Annotated in this window: 18 protein-coding genes and 1 tRNA gene; 13 read left to right on the top strand and 6 right to left on the bottom strand. The window is 62.7% G+C overall.

What is annotated here, in order from left to right; all coding sequences use genetic code 11:
- Nucleotides 1–263: 263 nt before the first annotated feature.
- The 3 genes from BM252_RS14345 to BM252_RS14355 all read right to left on the bottom strand — a co-directional run bounded on the left by BM252_RS14345 (nucleotide 264) and on the right by BM252_RS14355 (nucleotide 3,797).
- On the bottom strand, nucleotides 264–1,370 hold the full coding sequence (locus tag BM252_RS14345; RefSeq protein ID WP_093388357.1) for a nitroreductase family protein: 1,107 nt from the start codon (nucleotides 1,368–1,370) through the stop codon (nucleotides 264–266).
- Nucleotides 1,371–1,536: 166 nt separating this feature from the next.
- Complete coding sequence (locus BM252_RS14350; protein ID WP_093388358.1) at nucleotides 1,537–1,737, bottom strand: YbdD/YjiX family protein; 201 nt, start codon at nucleotides 1,735–1,737, stop codon at nucleotides 1,537–1,539.
- Nucleotides 1,737–3,797, bottom strand: coding sequence for a carbon starvation CstA family protein (locus BM252_RS14355; protein ID WP_093388359.1), 2,061 nt, complete (start codon nucleotides 3,795–3,797; stop codon nucleotides 1,737–1,739). The genes BM252_RS14350 and BM252_RS14355 overlap by 1 nt, the downstream gene beginning before the upstream one ends.
- A 249-nt stretch (nucleotides 3,798–4,046) precedes the next feature.
- Here BM252_RS14355 and BM252_RS14360 point away from each other — a divergent pair, with 249 nt between their 5' ends.
- The 10 genes from BM252_RS14360 to BM252_RS14400 all read left to right on the top strand — a co-directional run bounded on the left by BM252_RS14360 (nucleotide 4,047) and on the right by BM252_RS14400 (nucleotide 14,534).
- On the top strand, nucleotides 4,047–5,414 hold the full coding sequence (locus tag BM252_RS14360) for a cache domain-containing protein (protein ID WP_093388360.1): 1,368 nt from the start codon (nucleotides 4,047–4,049) through the stop codon (nucleotides 5,412–5,414).
- The gene (locus BM252_RS14365; RefSeq protein WP_093388361.1) at nucleotides 5,411–6,046 is read left to right on the top strand and encodes a response regulator; all 636 of its coding nucleotides are present in this window, start codon (nucleotides 5,411–5,413) and stop codon (nucleotides 6,044–6,046) included. Before BM252_RS14360 ends, BM252_RS14365 begins: the two co-directional genes overlap by 4 nt.
- Before the next feature lie 351 nt (nucleotides 6,047–6,397).
- Nucleotides 6,398–7,489 (top strand): EAL and HDOD domain-containing protein, encoded by a 1,092-nt coding sequence (locus tag BM252_RS14370; RefSeq protein ID WP_342742512.1) that lies wholly within the window; start codon nucleotides 6,398–6,400, stop codon nucleotides 7,487–7,489.
- A 2-nt stretch (nucleotides 7,490–7,491) separates the two neighbouring features.
- A complete protein-coding gene (locus BM252_RS14375; protein WP_093388363.1) occupies nucleotides 7,492–9,555 on the top strand; it encodes a putative bifunctional diguanylate cyclase/phosphodiesterase in 2,064 nt (687 codons plus the stop codon).
- A 97-nt stretch (nucleotides 9,556–9,652) separates the two neighbouring features.
- A tRNA-Ser gene (locus BM252_RS14380) sits at nucleotides 9,653–9,742 on the top strand.
- Nucleotides 9,743–10,142: 400 nt separating this feature from the next.
- The gene (locus BM252_RS14385; protein ID WP_093388364.1) at nucleotides 10,143–11,621 is read left to right on the top strand and encodes an HNH endonuclease; all 1,479 of its coding nucleotides are present in this window, start codon (nucleotides 10,143–10,145) and stop codon (nucleotides 11,619–11,621) included.
- 75 nt (nucleotides 11,622–11,696) lie between these two features.
- A complete protein-coding gene (locus BM252_RS30135) occupies nucleotides 11,697–13,082 on the top strand; it encodes an AlbA family DNA-binding domain-containing protein (RefSeq protein ID WP_139236495.1) in 1,386 nt (461 codons plus the stop codon).
- A 199-nt stretch (nucleotides 13,083–13,281) separates the two neighbouring features.
- A complete protein-coding gene (locus BM252_RS14390) occupies nucleotides 13,282–13,698 on the top strand; it encodes a helix-turn-helix domain-containing protein (RefSeq protein ID WP_245774258.1) in 417 nt (138 codons plus the stop codon).
- A 123-nt stretch (nucleotides 13,699–13,821) separates the two neighbouring features.
- A complete protein-coding gene (locus BM252_RS31665) occupies nucleotides 13,822–14,079 on the top strand; it encodes an AbrB/MazE/SpoVT family DNA-binding domain-containing protein (RefSeq protein WP_093388501.1) in 258 nt (85 codons plus the stop codon).
- Between the two features lie 203 nt (nucleotides 14,080–14,282).
- Entirely contained in the window at nucleotides 14,283–14,534 is a 252-nt protein-coding gene (locus BM252_RS14400; protein WP_093388502.1) for a helix-turn-helix domain-containing protein, read from the top strand.
- 132 nt (nucleotides 14,535–14,666) lie between these two features.
- On the opposite strand, the gene BM252_RS14405 is transcribed toward BM252_RS14400, so the two are convergent.
- Entirely contained in the window at nucleotides 14,667–15,263 is a 597-nt protein-coding gene (locus BM252_RS14405; RefSeq protein ID WP_093388365.1) for a DUF6088 family protein, read from the bottom strand.
- Nucleotides 15,264–15,499: 236 nt separating this feature from the next.
- On the opposite strand from BM252_RS14405, the gene BM252_RS14410 reads away from it, so the two are divergent.
- The 3 genes from BM252_RS14410 (at nucleotide 15,500) to BM252_RS14420 (ending at nucleotide 17,149) form a co-directional block, all read left to right on the top strand.
- Nucleotides 15,500–16,327, top strand: a complete 828-nt coding sequence (locus tag BM252_RS14410) for an AraC family transcriptional regulator (RefSeq protein ID WP_093388366.1) — start codon at nucleotides 15,500–15,502, stop codon at nucleotides 16,325–16,327.
- 78 nt (nucleotides 16,328–16,405) lie between these two features.
- Nucleotides 16,406–16,831 carry a cupin domain-containing protein gene (locus BM252_RS14415; protein WP_093388367.1) on the top strand — a complete coding sequence of 142 codons (426 nt, stop codon included), beginning with the start codon at nucleotides 16,406–16,408 and terminating at the stop codon, nucleotides 16,829–16,831.
- Between the two features lie 138 nt (nucleotides 16,832–16,969).
- Nucleotides 16,970–17,149 (top strand): hypothetical protein, encoded by a 180-nt coding sequence (locus tag BM252_RS14420; protein WP_139236497.1) that lies wholly within the window; start codon nucleotides 16,970–16,972, stop codon nucleotides 17,147–17,149.
- 60 nt (nucleotides 17,150–17,209) lie between these two features.
- Here the strand turns inward: BM252_RS14420 and BM252_RS14425 are convergent, their stop codons facing one another.
- The gene (locus tag BM252_RS14425) at nucleotides 17,210–17,473 is read right to left on the bottom strand and encodes a hypothetical protein (protein ID WP_093388369.1); all 264 of its coding nucleotides are present in this window, start codon (nucleotides 17,471–17,473) and stop codon (nucleotides 17,210–17,212) included.
- Between the two features lie 215 nt (nucleotides 17,474–17,688).
- A complete protein-coding gene (locus BM252_RS14430) occupies nucleotides 17,689–18,270 on the bottom strand; it encodes a type 1 glutamine amidotransferase family protein (protein WP_093388370.1) in 582 nt (193 codons plus the stop codon).
- Nucleotides 18,271–18,347 lie beyond the last annotated feature (77 nt).

Consider the following 18,347-nt stretch of genomic DNA (forward strand, 5'->3'; position numbering starts at 1 on the left):
CGGGACCTGCTCTGTTCTGAGCAATAAGCTTGCCAAGTAAATTTTCTTTTGGAAAAACAAGCACTTGCGGCGGGGCGGTCGAGCCGGGGGCGGGGCGCGGCGGCCGACTGTAAAAATTGCCGTCAGCGAACTTGCTGTGGTGCGGGGAAATACCGCGCCACGCGCCGTCGCCGGGTGTAAAAAATTCCGTCATGGCGGACGCGCGCGCACGCGAGGCTAGGGAACGGTATGGAACGGCACCGGGTCGACGGCCCGGTGCGCCGTCACGCCGGGCCGGCGGCCTCCGGCGCCGTCTCGTCCAGCAACAACTGGCGCAGCGGGCGGCGCAGCGAGCGCGCCTTGGCCGGGGGGCCGGCGCCGATGCGGCCCATGAAGACGGCGTGCTCCCAGTCGTGCCGGCCGAACAGGCGCTCGGCGCGCAGCGCCAGCTCGGCCGCGCGGGCCCGCAAGGCCGTGCTGGCGGTGAACGGGCGCCGCTCGCGCAGGTAGCGGGCGAAGATCAGCGGCGTCATCTGCGGTTGCAGTTGCAGGCCGAGCGCCGTGGCGGTCAGCCAGAAGCGCTGCATGGCGCGGCCGGCGGCGACGTAGTCGTCGGTCGAGGTCGGCCGTTGCGGCGCCAGCAGCAGGAAGTGCGCGGCGCAGGCCAGCGCCGGCACCAGGTCCATCTGCACGCGCGGCGCCACCGTGCCGGCCAGCCAGGTGTTGCAGAACTCGACGCGGCGCCAGCTTTGCAGGACCCAGCGCATCATGTGGCGGGTCAGCGGATCGACGCCCAGGGCCTGGTCCGGAATGCGGTCCTCGCTGGTGCGGGCGTTCCATTCGATGACGGCGCGGTGGGTCGGATAGGCTTCCGGCATGCGCAGGCGCAGGCCGGCGTTGTGGTACAGCAGCAGGGCAAGCGCCAGCCGCTGGCCCGGGCGCTCGTGCCAGACCAGGCGGTAGCCGGCCGGCAGCGTCTGCGCCAGCGTGGTCTTCTCGGTCGCCGTCAGCGGCCGCGTGCGCAGCGGGCGGCGCTGCACGCAGCGTTGCACGATGGACTCGGCCAGCGGGTCGGCCGAGGACGCGGGTGCGGGGATGAAGGCGAGGTCGAAGGTGGGGCGGTCGTCGGCGGTGTCGGGGCGGCGCCGCGCGCTCAGCGCCAACTGGTAGGTGCCGGCGGCCAGCGCGATGGTCTCCAGCAGGGCGCCCAGCGACATCTGGCTGGGGTGGCCGTCGAGGTCGTAGACGCAGTGCTCACGCGTGTCGAAGCCATGCACCACCAAGCGGCGCGCGCCGACGATCTCGAAACGCCATGGCTGGCTGTTGTCGCCGCTGGGCGCCCAGCGGGCCAAATCGAGGATGTGGCGCAAGGTGTCGTCGAGCGGCGTCATGGCCGGCCTCGCGGCGGCGGATTCGCACCGACCGCGAGTCGGCAAGGGGGATCGTCGGCCATGCCGTCCTCGCGCCGCGTTGGATTGGCGGCTTGTGCAAGGTTGGAGTTGGACGGGATGAAAAAGTTCCGTGGCTAAAGCTTGAGCTTGCTTGGGCTGGCGGCCGCTAACAGCAGCCGCCGCGCTTGCCGGCGCCGCCGTAGCGGGCCTCCTGGCGTTCGCGGAAGAACTCCTCGTAGCTCATCGACGGCTCGCCCGGATGGGTGGTGTCGCGATGCGCCAGGTAGGTGTCGTACTCGGGCAGGCCGACCATCAGGCGCATGCTCTGCCCGAGGTAGCGGCCGGCCTTGACGATCTCGTCGAACATCAGTGCACCGTCGGCATCGGCACCAGCGGGCTCTCCTGCGTGCTCGGCTTGGCGTTGGCGCGCGCCACCAGCACGGTGCGCACACCGAACACCAGCACGCTGAGCACGACGACCATGAAGAAGGCGGCCAGCGAGGCGTCCAGGTAGTCGTTGAAGATCACCTGCCGCATCTGTGCCACCGACTTGGCCGGCGCCAGCAGCTTGCCGTCGGCGTAGGCGGCCTGGTACTTGGCGGCGTGGGCCAGGAAGCCGACGCGCGGGTTGGCGTCGAACACCTTCTGCCAGCCGGCCGTCAGCGTGCACAGCAGCAGCCAGGCGGTGGGCACCAGGGTGACCCAGGCGTATTGGCCGCGCTTCATCTTGAACAGCACGCAGGTGCCGAGGATCAGCGCGATGGCGGCCAGCATTTGGTTGGCGATGCCGAACAGCGGCCACAGCGTGTTGATGCCGCCCAGCGGGTCGACCACGCCCTGGTAGAGGAAATAGCCCCAGGCGGCCACGCACAGGCCGGTGGCCAGCAGGTTGGCGAAGACGTTCTCGGTCTTCTTGAGCTGGGGCACGAAGCTGCCCAGCAGATCCTGCAGCATGAAGCGGCCGGCGCGGGTGCCGGCGTCGACCGCCGTCAGGATGAACAGGGCCTCGAACAGGATGGCGAAGTGGTACCAGAAGGCCATCATGGTCTTGCCGCCGATCACGCCGGAGAGGATGTTGGCCATGCCCACGGCCAGGGTCGGCGCGCCGCCGGCGCGCGAGATGATGCTGGCCTCGCCGACGTCCTTGGCGGTCTGCGTCAGCATGTCCGGGGTCAGGTGGAAGCCCCAGTTGGAGACCACCTGGGCGACCGCCTCGGGCGTGGTGCCGATCAACGCGGCCGGGCTGTTCATGGCGAAGTAGATGCCCGGCTCGATGGTCGAGGCGGCCACCAGCGCCATGATGGCGACGAAGGACTCCATCAACATCGCGCCGTAGCCGATGAAGCGGGCGTGCTGTTCGTTCTCGATCATCTTCGGCGTGGTGCCGGAGGCGATCAGGGCGTGGAAGCCGGACACGGCGCCGCAGGCGATGGTGATGAACAGGAAGGGGAACATGCTGCCCGACCAGACCGGGCCGGAACCGTCGATGAACCTGGTCATGGCCGGCATCTTCAGGTAGGGCGCGACCAGCACGATGCCCAGCGCCAGGCCGACGATGGTGCCGATCTTGAGGAAGGTCGACAGGTAGTCGCGCGGCGCCAGCAGCAGCCACACCGGCAGCACCGAGGCGACGAAGCCGTAGCCGATCAGCATCCAGGTCAGCTCGGTGCCGGTGTAGGTGAACATGGGCGCCAGGGCCGGGTTCTCCTGCACCAGTTGGCCGCCGAAGATGGCGCCCATCAACAAGAGGAAGCCGATGACGGAGATCTCACCGACCCGGCCGACGCGGATGTAGCGCGAATACACGCCCATGAACAGGGCGATGGGGATGGTGGCCATGACGGTGAAGCTGCCCCACGGCGAGCCGGTCAGCGCCTTGACGACGATCAGCGCCAGCACCGCCAGGATGATGACCATGATCATGAAGGTGCCGAGCAGGGCGATCATGCCGGGGATCTGGCCCAGCTCGGCCTTGATCAGGTCGCCCAGCGAGCGGCCGTCGCGGCGCATCGAGATGAACAGCACGATGAAGTCCTGCACGGCGCCGGCGAAGACCACGCCGGCCAAAATCCACAGCATGCCGGGCAGATAGCCCATCTGCGCGGCCAGCACCGGGCCGACCAGCGGGCCGGCGCCGGCGATGGCGGCGAAGTGGTGGCCGAACAGGACGAACTTGTTGGTCGGCACGTGGTCGAGGCCGTCGTTGTACTTGTAGGCCGGGGTCATGCGCTTGGGGTCGAGGCCGAGCACCTTGTCGGCGATGAACTTGCTGTAGAAGCGGTAGGCGATCAGGTAGACGCAGACGGCGGCGATGACGATCCAGATCGCGCTGACCGATTCGCCGCGCCGCAGGGCGATGACGCCGAGGGCGCCGGCGCCGGCCAGGGCCATGGCGGCCCAGCCGAGCTGGCTTGTTAGTCGTTTCATGTATTTCCTCCAATGGTGAACGGACGCTGCACTGTGTCGAGCGCGGAACAGCGTGCGCTTCCCTTCGTCGGGGAAATCGGACTGTTGCGGGGTGCTTGATGGAATGTCGGCAGCTTATGGCCAGTATTCATGATGGCTATATCTGCCACAAGCGCAGCACTACGCAGTTTCAATGCGTAGAACTACGTAGTCCGGCGCGCCGATAGGGGCGTAAAATCGCGGCCACACACTTATTGCACCGGGCCCCACATGAAGTTGCGGCAAAAAGTCATCTTTCTCGCCATCACACCGCTGATCCTGGCCCTGTTCGCCATCGCGCTGGCGGTGCGCCACCAGGCCGCCACCCTGGCCCAGCTGCAGCGCGACACCATCCAGCAGGCCTACCTGGCCAGCAAGGAGGCCGAGCTGCGGCACTATGTGGCGCTGGCCTCGCACTCGGTGGCGCAACTGGTCGACTCCGGCCGCAAGGACCCGGCCACCCTGGACGAGGCCAAGCGCATCCTGGGCGCGCTGAGCTACGGCGACGACGGCTACTTCTTCGTCTACGACATGCAGGGCAACAACCTGATGCACCCGCGCCAACCCGAGCTGGTCGGCCAGAACCTGTGGGACCTGAAGGACCAGGACGGCAACCCGACCATCCAGCGCCTGCTGCAGCGGGCCAGGACCGGCGGCGGGCTGGAGCGCTACTTCTGGGTCAAGCCATCGACCCACAAGGCGGCGCCCAAGCTGGGCTACGTGGTCGCCATGCCGGAGTGGGGCTGGATGCTGGGCACCGGCATCTACCTCGACGACGTCGACCAGGCGCTGGCCAAGATCGACGCCCAGCAGTCCGGCAACATCGACAACACCATGCTGTGGATCGCCGCCATCGCCATCGCCAGCGCGCTGGCCGTCGGCAGCTCCGGCCTGGCGCTCAACGTCAGCGAGCTGCGCGTGGCCGACGCCAAACTCAAGGCGCTGGCGCAGCGGGTGGTCGAGTCGCAGGAGGAGGAGCGGGCGCGGCTGTCGCGCGACCTGCACGACGGCATCAGCCAGTGGCTGGTCTCGATCAAGCTGCAGATCGAGGCCGGCATCATCCGCCTGGGCGGCGACGCCGGCCAGCGCCAGGCCGCCCAGACCGTCTTCGAGCACACCGCCGAGCAGCTCAACGACGTGCTCGGCGAGGTGCGCCGCATCTCGCACAACCTGCGCCCGGCCATCCTCGACGACCTCGGCCTGGCCGCCGCGCTGGCCCACCTGGCCGAGGAGGCCACCCTGAGCAGCGCCATCCCGGTGCATTTCGCCGCCGAGGGCGCCACCGACCACCTGCCCGACATGGCCAACACCGTGCTGTTCCGCATCGCCCAGGAGGCGCTCACCAACATCGGCCGCCACGCCGGCGCCAGCCGCATCGACATCGCCCTGGCCGGCGACGCCGCCGGCGTCACCCTGACGGTGCGCGACGACGGCGCCGGCTTCGACGCCGCCGGCATCGCCCTGCACCCGCAGCGCGGCATCGGCCTGCGCAACATGATGGAGCGGATCGAGGCGATCGGCGGCCAATTCGACATCAGCTCGTCCGCCGCCGGCACCACCGTGCTGGCGCGCGCCCCCAACCACGGCACACCGACATGACACCCATCATCAACATCCTCCTGGTCGACGACCACCCTCTGGTGCGCGACGGCCTGCGCGCCCGCCTCGAAGCGGTGGCGAGCTTCCGCGTCGTGGCCGAGGCCGGCGGCGCCGCCGAGGCGCTGGAACAGGCCGCCCTGCACGACATCGACCTGGTGCTGATGGACATCAACATGCGCGGCGGCAACGGCATCGAGGCCACCGCCCGCTTCAAGCAGGCCTTCCCGCGCATCGCCGTGCTGATCCTGTCGATGCACGACAAGCTCGAATACGTCTCGCAGGCGATCCAGGCCGGCGCCCGCGGCTACGTGCTGAAGGACGCGCCGGGCAAGGACATCGTGGTGGCGATCGAGACGGTGATGTCGGGCGGCATCTACTACAGCGCCGCGCTGGCGCGCCAGCTGGCCAAGCCGCTCAGCCAGGAAAGCCAGCTGACCTCGCGCGAGCACGAGGTGCTGCGCCACATCGCCAACGGCGAATCGAACAAGCAGATCGCCCGCGCCCTCGACCTGAGCGTGCGCACGGTGGAAACGCACAGGCTCAACATCAAGCGTAAACTGGGCATCGAAGGCCAGGCCGAGTTGATCCGCTTCGCCGTGCAGCACGCCCAGTTCGCCCGCGACGGCGGCTGAGCCGGCGCGGCGCGACTGTGTCAGTTTCGCGTCAGATTCGAGCCGCAGCTCTAATACCAATATGCAAGCCACTGGCTTTCCTTGCCACAGCGACAATTTCTGCTATATTGCTGCTCCCGCTAGCGGGGATTGTGAATTGTTTAAAACAGAATGTTTCACGCGCGGAAAATTGGTCTTGTATTGGTCGCAACATTAAAAGTCGCGCACAGTTGGCGTAATAGGTTGCCATCGGTCAATACATGATCTAAGATTGCGCGCACTACCCACACTGAGATACTGATGTCCGCGTCTGATCCGAGCCCGTTTCCGTTAGTGGGATTGCAAGCAGTGTCGAACGCCCGCAAGGAGTGGGTGGCACTGGCTTTCGAGTTCCCTTCCGACACCGTCGATGCCTTGCAGGCGTCGTTGGTCTTGCTCAACTATCCGGAAGTGTTCGCGGCCCTGGCGCCGCTCGACTGCATCGTCGCCGTGGCCGAGCCGCTACGGCTGGAGGCCGGCCACCTCGAGGGCCTGCCGGCGCACCGCCTGATCCTGCGCGTGCCGGCCGGCGCCGTCGACGAGCCCGCAGCGCAAAAGAAATGCGCCGCGCTGGCCGAGCAGGGCTACCGCATCATGTTCGACGGCGTCGCCGCCAAGGCCACCCAGTCCGGCGCCCGCGCCCTGATGTACGACTGCGCCACGACCCTGCCGCCGGTGCTGGCGCTGGTGGCCCAGCCCGGCCCCCACCTGGCGCGCGGTGTGGACACGGAACAACGTTTCGACGAATGCGCCGACGCCGGCTTCGCCTGGTTCATGGGCGACTTCGCCCGTTGCCCGGCGCAGGCCGCCAGCACCGGCGACGGCACCTCGCGCAAGCGCCTGCTGGCGCTGCTCGGCATGCTGGCGCGCGACGCCGACTCGCGCGAGCTGGAAACCCTGCTCAAGCAAGACCCGGCGCTGTCCTACCAGCTGCTCAAGGTGGTCAACTCGGCCGCCTTCGCGCTCAGCACGCCCATCCACAGCTTCGGCCAGGCCATCAACGTGCTCGGCCGGCGCCAGCTGCAACGCTGGCTGCAACTGCTGCTGTACGCCCGCCAGCAGGACGACGCCAACGCCAACCCGCTGCTGCCGCTGGCCGCCGTGCGCGCCGCGCAGATGGAGGCGCTGTGCAAGGAGCAGGGCGGCGACCGCGACGCCCAGGACCTGGCCTTCGTCACCGGCGTGTTCTCGCTGCTCGACGTGCTGCTGGGCATGCCGATGAGCGAAATCGTCGCCGCCCTCAACCTCGACCTGGACGTGATGGCCGCCCTGCTCGAACGCGGCGGTCCGCTGGGCCAGATGCTGCTGCTGGTCGAACAACCGAGCGGCGCCACCCTGGCCGCCGCCGGCATCGCGCCGGAAAGCTACTGGCAGGGCCAGTTGCAGGCCTACCACTGGGCCATCCAAGTGAGCCGGAACCTCTAGCCATGCTCGCCCATCCCGTCTCCGACTTCCTCAGCAACAGCGCCGCCCTCTGCGACGCGGTCTTGCGTTTGCGTGGTGCGGCGCTGGCGGAGGAACTGGGACGCATCGCCCGCAGCGTGCTCAACAGCCCGGACGGCCGCTACCTGCCGGCCGACCACGCCGCCGGCCCGGCCGACCGCGCCGCCGACCCCGAGCACAGCCTGAGCCAGGACGTCCAGTTCGACGAACAGTGTTTCGGCCGCTTCGTCGTCAGCGGCCGGGCCGGCTACAGCGAGACCGACCGCCAGCACCTGGCCAGCCTGGCCAGCGTCGCCGCCAGCGTGCTGCAGGTGCACTCGCTGGCGCAGCGCTCGACCCACGCCTACGTCCAGGTCGAAGCGCAGCTGCAACACCAGTCGCAGATCCTCGACCAGATCCACGAGTCCGTGCTGACGATGGACCTGAGCGGCTTCATCACCAGCTGGAACAAGGGCGCCGAGCGGCTGTTCGGCTACAGCTCGGTCGAAGCCGTCGGCCGCAACATCCTCTTCCTATACGAGGACGAGGACATGAGCTTCCACGACGCCTTCGTCGAACAGGGCGGCCGGCTGATGGAGGTGCGGCGCAAAAAGAAGTCCGGCGAGATCTTCTGGGCCAGCCTGTCGCTGTCGCCCCTGTGCGACATGCACGACCGCTCGATCGGCCTGATCGCCTACCTGACCGACATCACCGAACGCAAGCTGGCCGAGGAGCGCATCCACCACCTGGCCTACTACGACGCGCTGACCAACCTGCCCAACCGCACCCTGCTGACCAAGCTGGTCGACCAGGCGCTCACCGTGGCCCAGCGCAGCAAGCTGCACGGCTGTGTGCTGTTCATCGACCTGAACCGCTTCAAGATGATCAACGACACGCTGGGCCGGCAGATCGGCGACGAGCTGCTGCGCGACGTCGCCCAGCGCTTCCGCTCCGTGCTGCGCGACCAGGACCTGGTGGCCCGGCTGGGCGGCGACGAGTTCGCCGTCGGCTTGTTCGACATCAGCCAGCACTACGAAGCCAGCATGGTGGCGCACAAGTTGCTGGCCGCGCTCAGCGCCCCCTTCCTGATCGGCGGACATGATTTGCGGGTCGGCGGCAGCATCGGCATCAGCGTCTATCCGCAAGACGGCGCGGACGCCGAAACCCTGCTGCGGCTGGCCGACATCGCCATGTACCGCGCCAAGCAAGGCGGCGGCGACGCCGACGGCGACCACGTCGCCTTCTACAGCCAGGACATGAACCAGGGCATGCAAGAGCGCATGCGCATCGAATCGGGCCTGCGCCACGCCCTCGGCAACGGCCAGCTGCTGCTGCACTACCAGCCCAAATTTTCCATCGCCAGCGGCAAGATCATCGGCGCCGAAGCGCTGGTGCGCTGGCTGCACCCCGAGCGTGGCCTGGTGCCGCCGGCCGAGTTCATCCCCTTGGCCGAAGCCACCGGGCTGGTGGTGCAGGTCGGCGAATGGGTGCTCGAAGCAGCCTGCGCCCAGGCGCAGCAATGGAAGCAAGCCGGCCTGCCGCCGATCCGGCTCGCCGTCAACGTCTCCGCGCGCGAATTCACCTCCGCGCTGCCCGGGCGGGTGCAGGAAACGCTGGTGCGCTACGAGCTCGAGCCGACCTGGCTCGAGCTCGAGATCACCGAAAGCACGCTGATGCACAACATCGACCGCGTGATCGGCATCATGGACCGCATCACCGCGCTCGGCGTCACGCTATCGCTGGACGACTTCGGCACCGGCTACTCCAGCCTGTCGTACTTGAAGCGCTTCCCCATCGACACGCTAAAGATCGACCGCTCCTTCACCACCGGCATCCCCAGCGACGCCAACGACTGCGCCATCGCCAGCACCATCATCAGCATCGCCCAGCAGCTCAAGCACAAAGTCATCGCCGAAGGGGTCGAGACCGTCGAGCAGCTCGCTTTCCTCAAAAGTTCCGGCTGCGACGAAGTGCAAGGCTATTTGTTCGCCCGGCCGCTGACCGCCGAAGCCTTCGAGCAAGCGCTGCGGGAGAATTGGCAGCAGGGGCAGGGCGGCCAGGTTGCCTGAGCCGAGGACGGGCGCCGGGGTGGTGGCGGAGTAAGCGGTGGATGCAGGCTTTTGCTGCAATCGCACAATGAATTCTGTATAATGCGCGCACAACTAAGGAAGCGTGGCCGAGTGGTTGAAGGCAGCAGTCTTGAAAACTGCCGACGGTGTGAGCCGTTCGTGAGTTCGAATCTCACCGCTTCCGCCAAGCAATAAAAGAAACCGCCCCCTGGGCGGTTTTTTTATTGCTTGGCGGAAGCGAGGGGAGCGCCTGCGCGCTCCCCGCGTGAGATTCGAAGCCCCCGCGCCTGCAGGCGCGTGGCGCTCCGAATCGGCCGACTGCTGCCCGCGCAGCGGGCAGCGCCGCGCGCCTATGGCGCGCGTTGTACCTCTGATCTAGCAGCGCATCCGCCGCCCGCAAACTAACAACCCGGCCCGCAGCCGTCCCAATCCACGTTCCGATTTTCAACTTGTCCATAGCCGCCGCCCACCTCAATTGGTTTGAACTAGAGTAGTCAAGATCGTTGCTCTGTGTAAGACTGTTACTCCGCCCCAACGGGCGCGCGGAACATACATCAAATACATAACAATGAAAAGGCGACCTCTCCATGGAAGAGCTAGATCACGCAGGCCGCCAGTTGCTCACCGTGCTTGTACAACACATCTCGAGCGGCAACGTTAGGCCGAGCCGTCCTGAAACCTTCATCACATATCAAGACACCCATCGTCGTCTCGGCCTAACATGCGATGCCAGCGGCAGCCACGACTATGGTCGATGTTTGAAACAGCATGGGCTGGATTCACTAGGTCGCTGGCTAAAGGACACCGGTAAGCCAGCCATCGTTGGCTTAATAGTCAAAAAGCATGGTGCACGAGAACCTGGTGACGGTTTCTTCGATTTGTTTGAGCCCCAAGGTAACCCATACGAATGGTGGGAAAATGAGATCAGTCGATCAATAGAGCCATTTGAACAATGGAGTCCGTATGTTGCCTCGACTGCGTCGCCAAGACTGCCGGCGAGCGTTGAAAAGGTAGTGCCGGCGATGCCCCGCACTGTCAATACCATATATGAGTTGCTAGTTGATGTCGGCATTAACGTCGACGAATGGGATGTAAGCGTTGATGGTGAACCAATTGCCAATCCTCGCAACAATCCGTCCCGCAACACCGCATGGTCGTACGGCGGTGAGAGCGGCGAACCGACGGCGCTCTGTATCTGGCACGATCTCATTTCATGGGATTGCACGCCACCGGAGTTCGCCTACAACGAAATCGAATATCAGATTGAGGTCGCCAACGAACGCACGTTTACGAAGGACTCAAAAAAGAAAGCCAGACTTACAAAGTGGCTCAAGCACTCCAGTGAATTCTTCATGGGTGTGCGACAGGCTTACCTAAATCGATCCCCAATCCGAATTATCCTGCTTGCAGGTACGCGGGTGGGGATTAGGGATTCCAGTGATGAGCAGGGCGGAGTAACCGCACGCGAGCTAGATCCTGTTGCGTGGTATGCGCACGAATGGAATCCGATCACCGGCGCTTACAGACTTGTTCGCGGACTGGCATTGCCTGAACAAGCGACTTCAGATGACTCAGACGACAATGCTGATCCGTTGAATAGTCCAGCGTTATTCGCGCTGGTGGGGACGTTAGATGAGACCGAAGTGTTGGCTATCGTGAAGGCGCGAACTCGTCAAAGTCAGTTCAGAAAAAGTTTGTTGGAACGATGGAGGAAATGCTCAGTTTCCGGCTGTGGTCTAACCGAGGTGCTTATTGCAAGCCATATTAAGCCATGGTCCGTCTGCGAGACTTACGAGGAGCGTGTCGGGGTGGCAAACGGACTACTGCTCACGCCTAACTTGGATAGTTTGTTTGACGAGGGGTTGATTACTTTTCAAGACGATTTTCAAATAAAAATTAGCCCGTTACTGCGCTCAGGATTTCAGCTAGACTTAAAAATAGATCACCACATGCGCCTGTTGCAGAGACACGAAGACATTCGGCCGTTCCTGAAATGGCACCGCGAGAATCGCTACTACGAAACTGAACAGCAGCGGGTGTCGAGGTGCGGAAAATTGGTTGATTAAATCTAACGGGTAATTCGATCTCGTAGCAATTCGGGAAGTTGAATTTTCATTCTTTGAAGAATTTTGAGGAAATCTATGTCACTTGATATTGCTTCTGTTAAAGCCTCGCTAGAGGCTTATAGATTTGATGACTTAGTCGGAGAATTCGAAAATGAATGGTTAGAGTGCAAGGGGCAACCTTATGATCTTTCAAGGGAGGACCAAAAGCTTGAGTTAGTCAAAGATATCACAGGACTGGCGAACGGTGCGGGCGGTCTCCTCATTATTGGATATTCGACAAAGCGCAGCGATACACATGGAGACGATCAAATTCATGAAATGCGTGCTTTTCCAGAGGATCGCTTTCATCAACCAACGTACGAAAATGTGATTGGTAGCTGGATATACCCACCGCTAGATGGTCTGAGTATTCGAAAAATACGAGTGTCTTCTGAGACTGCTTCCATCATTGTTTGTATAGAGGTTCCTAAAGTTGCGGGCACCAATAGGCCTGCATTGGTTACAAAATCGATCCTTGATGAGGGACGCAAGGTTGAAACATTGGTGGGGTATTTTATTCGAAAACAATCGCATGTGGCGCATTATGATGCAAGGCGAATTCAGGCGATATTTCGTGATGGTCTTCGATATGACGATGATATTCGAGATAATTTCTTCGCACTGCACAGTGCTCTAGATTCGTTACGTAGTCAAACAATGACTCCTGAGCCTGCTATTTCGGATGAAGATGTTCGCCTTAACGTAGATGATGCCTTACTGGCGGTGCAACTAAAGGATCGTCCGGCAATCGTGCTAACAGCGACGCCAAGAGGCTTCTTAAACCTTAAAGGCCTCTTTGAGTCAACATCCGCAGACCTCGTAAAGCTTATTGAATATCCACCAGAAGTGCGTCCCAACGGGTTTAATCTCGGAACGGGGGAGCGGTCGAAAATAATCGATGGAAAGCTTCGGCGAGCTGTAGAAGCTGGCTATAGGATGCTTGAAGTACATCGAAATGGGAGCGTAATATTTGTCGCCGATGGGGGGGGTAATGGGTTGTGTTGGGGGCGAGTACATCACCAACAGAATGCTTACTTAATAAATCAAATAGCGTTAATCGAGTTTGTGTATCTTTTTTGTGTTTTTTGCCACCGGATTTATATTTCGCAATCGGACTCAAATCAATCGATACTAATCGAGATGAAACTTTTAAATCTTTCAATGGGTGGTAGGCCACCTAAATTGGAGCCCGGACTTCCCGGTGACTATGTGAAATCCCATTATATTAAGACTGCTTCAGAAGAATCTATGAGCTTCAAGTGCGAAGTGGGCGTATCTACGACGCCGGAACGCGCCGCTTTCCTTATGTTGTCAGAAGTGTATATTTGGTTCGGTTTCGAGACCGATAAAATTCCGTTAATTATGATTGACTTGAATCAAGAGAAAATAGTTGACCGCGAAGAGCTTCGCCTTTTAGGGTAATTTGTAAAATAAAAACATAAAAATAAACATGCTATTGGCGAATGCTGGCAAGCAGGAAGCTAGATCGGAATCCTACTGCCGCCGCTACAGAAACAAGACTGCTACCAACCGCTGCTCGACAAGAGGCCTGCGCAAACTATGGCAGCATGCTAATTAAATTGCTCCGTAAATTAATTGTGCTCGATCAATTTGGCATGGTTTGGCGTTCAACGTGCTCTCCGGTGTGATGTTCGTTAAATCGAGCTTTAACGCCGTAACGGGTGATTTAACGAACATGAAAGTACATCAATCGGCAGTTCTCAGCACGCACCTTGCGCAGGAGGTTGTCCACCTCGGACAACTTCTTGCTCATTTGCGGCATGCGCGCAAGGTCAAGCAGGCCGATGCGGCCCTGCGCGCGGGACTATCTCGCAATACGGCCTACCGCATCGAGAAGGGCGACGCCGGCTTGGCGATTGGACAGGTACTTCGGTACTTGGAGGCCATCGCGCCAGGAACTACACTGGCAGGACTGCTAAATGAGTCCGACCCATCGCTGAGCGCCCTGCAGGCTCGGGAATCGACGAAGCGTGTACGAGACCTGAGCGCTGCGGAACTCGACGATTTGAACTTCTAGCTGCTACTACTGAATGACCGCGTCGGCGTAGCTCCGCGTGGTCGGCCGCGCTTGGCGACGCCGGCTCTGTGACAGCCGAAATCACGGTTTCTGCAATGTATAAACATGATGTGGAGGTTGCAAATGGAACTCTCAATTCAGAAATGGGGCAACAGAGCGGCAGTTCGTCTGCCTACCGAGTTGCTGGGCATACTCAAGGTCACATTGGGTGACAAGCTGAGCGTCAACGTACAGCCTGGGGGCATCTTGCTGAAGGCGGCACGGCCCGCCTACTCTTTGGTCGACTTGGTGGCCCAGTGCGACCCTAACGCCCCGGAGCCGGCCGATATGGCCGCCTGGGCTAGCGTGGCGCCTGTGGGACGTGAAATCGGTTGTCGATGATGCGCTTGCACGTCTTCGCGCAATCACCGACTAGAAGACGCCACACCGATCAGCGGGCCGCCCGTTGTGAGCCTGCTTACGGAACAATTCACTTTTTGCCCGCGACAGGCGTAATTTTCATTTACCTGTATGGCAGGTAATCTGCGGGCATTCATTACACGGCCGATCCGATGGCCAGTACCACGTTTTCCAGTGAGTTCCTCATGAAGCAGATATTGTCCATTTCCCAGCAAATGGGACCGATGTTGCAGGCCGCGCGAAAGTCTGCGGGCCTTTCCCAGGCCGAACTCGCGCGGCGGCTGGGCATCAGCCAGAGTCGTTTGTCGGCCATGGAACTGTGCCCTGGAAGCATCAGCTTAGATCAATTGCTGAAGTTGCTCTCTGCCCTGAATTTTGAGCTCTTAGTGCAGACAAAAGAGGGCAGCAAGGTCGATTCATCTGCCTCGGAGTGGTAAGAACACCAGCAATCGGCCGGCTCGAACGTATGCCGGGCACCGGAGCTATAGATTCTCGTTATAAACAGTCCGGTTTCTCTTGTGGAGTAGTTCAGGGCGTCCTGACGCTCATCGGTGGAAAGTTCGAAAAAATCAGGCATGTGCCATCAAGCCACTAATTTCTTGGGCCATCCAGGTTGGGAGACGCGAGCGCGCCGATGCAGCTTCCTTCAGCTTCGCCAACGGCAACTTGGCGCGAAGTTGGCGGACCGCCTCTGCCGCTTTTTCCTGGCCCAGCCAAGCAAGCGCCCGCACCACCTCGCCGGCAGCCCGACCAGGGAAAATCAGTTGCCAATTGGGAGCGTGTCGGAACTCGACCGTTTGCGCGCCCAATTTCAAGCGGCGGTTGGGGCCGGACGTGAGGTAGATGGCACGCATCGGCACCTGTGTCGTTAGCCCCAGTGCGTTGGTGGCAGCAGCGCCATGCGACACAATCGTTTCCCCACGTTGATTCGCCAAGCCCTCGACCATCTTGACGGCCGATGGCGCGCGGGTGCCAAAGATGCTTTCCACCGGCAGCACATAGATGCCACGGCTGACACGCAGCAGAGTGCCGCGCCGAACAAGACGTGATAGCACTTGATCAACAGCTGCGCGATTACCCAAGTGCAACAATTCTTTTGCAACCAAAGGTGTGCCCTCAGGCAGCTCGGTAGCACGCTGTAAGACTTGTTTGGCAAGGGATTGCATGGTGGTTTCTCCAGAATGGTAGAGGTATGCGCTAGTTTCTGATACTTTTCAAGCAACTGAACGAGAGGCTGAGGCCTCTTCATACGACCGTTGGACGGACATATTGCAGGTCAACGCGGCGACCGAAGCCCATCGTCGCGCGTGGGTTGTTCCATGCGACAATTCGGACAACAGTTGCGCACCGAACCACGCCCGTGCCACCACGCATCGCCCCCGACCATCCAAGGCCCCCCATCATGAACCCACCCGCACCGCACTCGCGCCCCGACTGGCTACGGCGCGCCGACCCGATAGACGGCGTCGAGCGCATCGAGGCGTGGTTCCACGGCAAAGCCTATGGCATGCACCGCCATGACACCTACGCCATCGGCCGCACGCTGACCGGCGTGCAGAGTTTCAGCTACCGGCGCGGCCAGCGCAACAGCCTGCCCGGCAACACGATGGTGCTGCATCCCGACGAGGCCCACGACGGCCAGGCCGGCACCGCCGAGGGCTTCCAGTACCGCATGAGCTATGTCGAGCCCGCGCTCTTGCAGGAGGTGCTCGGTGGACGCGCGCTGCCCTTCATCGAAGGTGGCGTGACCACCGATCCGCGCCTGGCGGCGGCCACCGCGACCCTGTTGCAGCACGTCGTCCACACGCTCGAGCCGCTGGAGCAGAGCGACGCCCTGGCCGAATTGGCGCACGCGCTTGCCGCCGTCGCCGGCCTGCCGGCGCGGCGCCCGACCGGCGACTTCCTCGCCGCGCGGCGCGCGCGCGAGTACTTGCACGCGCACTGCGTCCGCGTCGTCACGCTCGACGAGCTCGAAGTGGCCACCGGCCGCGACCGCTGGAGCTTGTCGCACGACTTCCGCACCTTCTACGGCACCAGCCCCTACCGCTATTTGACGATGCGGCGCCTCGACGCGGTGCGCCGCATGCTGCTCGCCGGCAGCTCGCTGGCCGACGCTGCCGCCTTCGCAGGTTTTGCCGACCAGAGCCACATGACGCGGCACTTCACGAAGACGTTCGGGCTGGCGCCGGGCCGCTGGCTGCAGGTCGCCGGCGCCGTCCGGCGCGGCTGACAACACCCACGATCGTTCAAGACGGCCGCGCGGCGCCTGGGTATCCTCGACGCATTGCCCACTTGAACGGAGAGAACCATGTCACCATCCATCCAGCATACCGCCGCGCCGACCGAGCGCGGCCAGTGCCAGAGCATCGACCTGGCCGGCAAGATCGCCCTGATCGACGACCACTGGCAGCCGCGCGTGGTCGCCGAAATGAATGACTATCAATTCAAGGTCGTGAAGGTCGAAGGCGAGTTCCTGTGGCACAGCCATGCCGACACCGATGAAACCTTCATCGTGCTGGACGGCGAGTTGCGCATCGATGTGCGCGGCGGACCTGCAGGCGACACGGCCATCGTGCTGCGCGCCGGCCAGATGGCGGTGGTGCCGAAGGGCGTCGAGCACAAGCCCTGCGCCAGCGCGGAAGTGAAGCTGCTGCTGATCGAGCCGCGCGGCGTGGCGAACACGGGCGAGGGCCCGGCGGGCGAGCGTACCGTCGAGAACGACCAGTGGATTTAGAGCGGCCGCCGGCATGCCCGCCAAGGGCGCTCGGCCAGTTGGATTTTTAGGCGTTGTATATATCGTGGAGGCAAGTCTTTACACAATTTTTAGACGCCCCGGACTAAGCTTGTTTGTATCGGAACCACGGAGTTGAACATGAACGAGCACCATCTGGAGTGGTCTGCGGCGACCTTGTCCCACCATTGTTCGGACGCGCATCCGCATCCGCCTGCGCTGCGCGGCCGGCAAAAAATCCAGCGCGCCTTTTGCTTGGTCGGCGCGCTGGCGCTGTGCAGCGTGCTGGTGCAGTTGCTGCTGTGGCTGGGCACGCGATAGGCGAAGTTAAGCTGGCGGCGCCGCCGGCCAAGGGCGGCGTCGCGCCAGCGCCCCCGCCGCTTATCTGCGGCGCAGGTAGCTGGGCCAGAACAGCGCCCACCACAGCACCTTGAGGCCGCCGCGCACGTCGATGCGGTGCCGATCCGGCGTCGGGAAGGGGATCCGTTTGACTTGCATGACGCCCAGGCCGATGTTGAGCCAGACGACGGTCATCACTTCGGTGTTGGTGTCGAACGCATAGTCGACGAAGAGGGGCAGCAGCAGCACGGCGCCGTAGGCCAGGGCCATGGCCAGCGCGTATTGCAGATAGTGGCGAACATTCATGAGTCGATTCCAAACCGGCCTGGACAAATCCATTGGCGAAAGAGTCCCCAGCTTAGTGGAATGGATCTAAAAGCGGCGTAAAAACACGGCGTCCAGGTATAAACGCGGTGTAAAACCTGGGGCTGGCAGCGCGGCCCCTTTGCGTGCGGCAAACGGCGCGGAGCTCGGTCCGGCGCATGGCGAGCGGCAGCGCGTGTGCCTTCCGGCCGCCGTGTCTAGGCAGGCTTGCCGTGCTCGGCGGCGTGCATCGCCAGATAGGCTTTCAGGTTGTCGTCGTCTATCCCCATGACGCGCAAAATTTCCGCCATGAAGCTGACCGGCGCGCTGCCGGGCGCCGTGACGACGCGCTGGTCGGCCACCGCGTAGGGCACGTCCTGGTAATGGGCGGCGCCGGCATAGTTGAGTTGCGCCAGGTTCTCGGCTGAGTTGGAGGTGTGGCGAACGTGGTCGAGCACGCCCGCCTGCGCCAACACGCGGGTGCCGTCGCAAATGCCGGCGACGACGATGTTTCTTTCGTGCGCGGCGGCGACCAGGGCGGTGATGTCGGGCGCGCGGTCGCTCTGCCAGGTACTGCCGCCACAGACGATCAGCAGGTCGAGTTCATCGAGCCGAATGGCCTCGATCGCCAAGTGCGGCGTGACGAGCATGCCGCCCATCGAGGTGACCGGGGCGCCGCCGGGGCTGGCGAAGCGCGTCTCGAAGCCGTAATAGGCGCGCGCGGTCGAGTTGATCAGCGCGGTTTCCCAATCGGCGAAATTTTCCGTGAGAATAGTGATGGAACGTGTCGAATGTGTCATTTGGTGCTCCCTCCGAGGTCGACAAATGCAGGAGGAATTATCTCCTGCGCAAGCCCAAAGTGTAATCGACGCGCCTG

This window comes from Rugamonas rubra (assembly GCF_900114705.1).
GTDB lineage: Bacteria > Pseudomonadota > Gammaproteobacteria > Burkholderiales > Burkholderiaceae_D > Rugamonas > Rugamonas rubra.

What these genes read in the sequence shown, in the direction of transcription:
- BM252_RS14420 (WP_139236497.1), top strand. Translation starts at nt 16,970, where the DNA reads ATGAACGAGCACCATCTGGAGTGGTCTGCGGCGACCTTGTCCCACCAT.
- BM252_RS31665 (WP_093388501.1), top strand. Translation starts at nt 13,822, where the DNA reads ATGGAACTCTCAATTCAGAAATGGGGCAACAGAGCGGCAGTTCGTCTG.
- BM252_RS14385 (WP_093388364.1), top strand. Translation starts at nt 10,143, where the DNA reads ATGGAAGAGCTAGATCACGCAGGCCGCCAGTTGCTCACCGTGCTTGTA.
- BM252_RS14405 (WP_093388365.1), bottom strand. Translation starts at nt 15,263, where the DNA reads ATGCAATCCCTTGCCAAACAAGTCTTACAGCGTGCTACCGAGCTGCCT.
- BM252_RS30135 (WP_139236495.1), top strand. Translation starts at nt 11,697, where the DNA reads ATGTCACTTGATATTGCTTCTGTTAAAGCCTCGCTAGAGGCTTATAGA.
- BM252_RS14350 (WP_093388358.1), bottom strand. Translation starts at nt 1,737, where the DNA reads ATGTTCGACGAGATCGTCAAGGCCGGCCGCTACCTCGGGCAGAGCATG.
- BM252_RS14410 (WP_093388366.1), top strand. Translation starts at nt 15,500, where the DNA reads ATGAACCCACCCGCACCGCACTCGCGCCCCGACTGGCTACGGCGCGCC.
- BM252_RS14345 (WP_093388357.1), bottom strand. Translation starts at nt 1,370, where the DNA reads ATGACGCCGCTCGACGACACCTTGCGCCACATCCTCGATTTGGCCCGC.
- BM252_RS14375 (WP_093388363.1), top strand. Translation starts at nt 7,492, where the DNA reads ATGCTCGCCCATCCCGTCTCCGACTTCCTCAGCAACAGCGCCGCCCTC.
- BM252_RS14430 (WP_093388370.1), bottom strand. Translation starts at nt 18,270, where the DNA reads ATGACACATTCGACACGTTCCATCACTATTCTCACGGAAAATTTCGCC.
- BM252_RS14400 (WP_093388502.1), top strand. Translation starts at nt 14,283, where the DNA reads ATGAAGCAGATATTGTCCATTTCCCAGCAAATGGGACCGATGTTGCAG.
- BM252_RS14415 (WP_093388367.1), top strand. Translation starts at nt 16,406, where the DNA reads ATGTCACCATCCATCCAGCATACCGCCGCGCCGACCGAGCGCGGCCAG.
- BM252_RS14355 (WP_093388359.1), bottom strand. Translation starts at nt 3,797, where the DNA reads ATGAAACGACTAACAAGCCAGCTCGGCTGGGCCGCCATGGCCCTGGCC.
- BM252_RS14365 (WP_093388361.1), top strand. Translation starts at nt 5,411, where the DNA reads ATGACACCCATCATCAACATCCTCCTGGTCGACGACCACCCTCTGGTG.
- BM252_RS14425 (WP_093388369.1), bottom strand. Translation starts at nt 17,473, where the DNA reads ATGAATGTTCGCCACTATCTGCAATACGCGCTGGCCATGGCCCTGGCC.
- BM252_RS14360 (WP_093388360.1), top strand. Translation starts at nt 4,047, where the DNA reads ATGAAGTTGCGGCAAAAAGTCATCTTTCTCGCCATCACACCGCTGATC.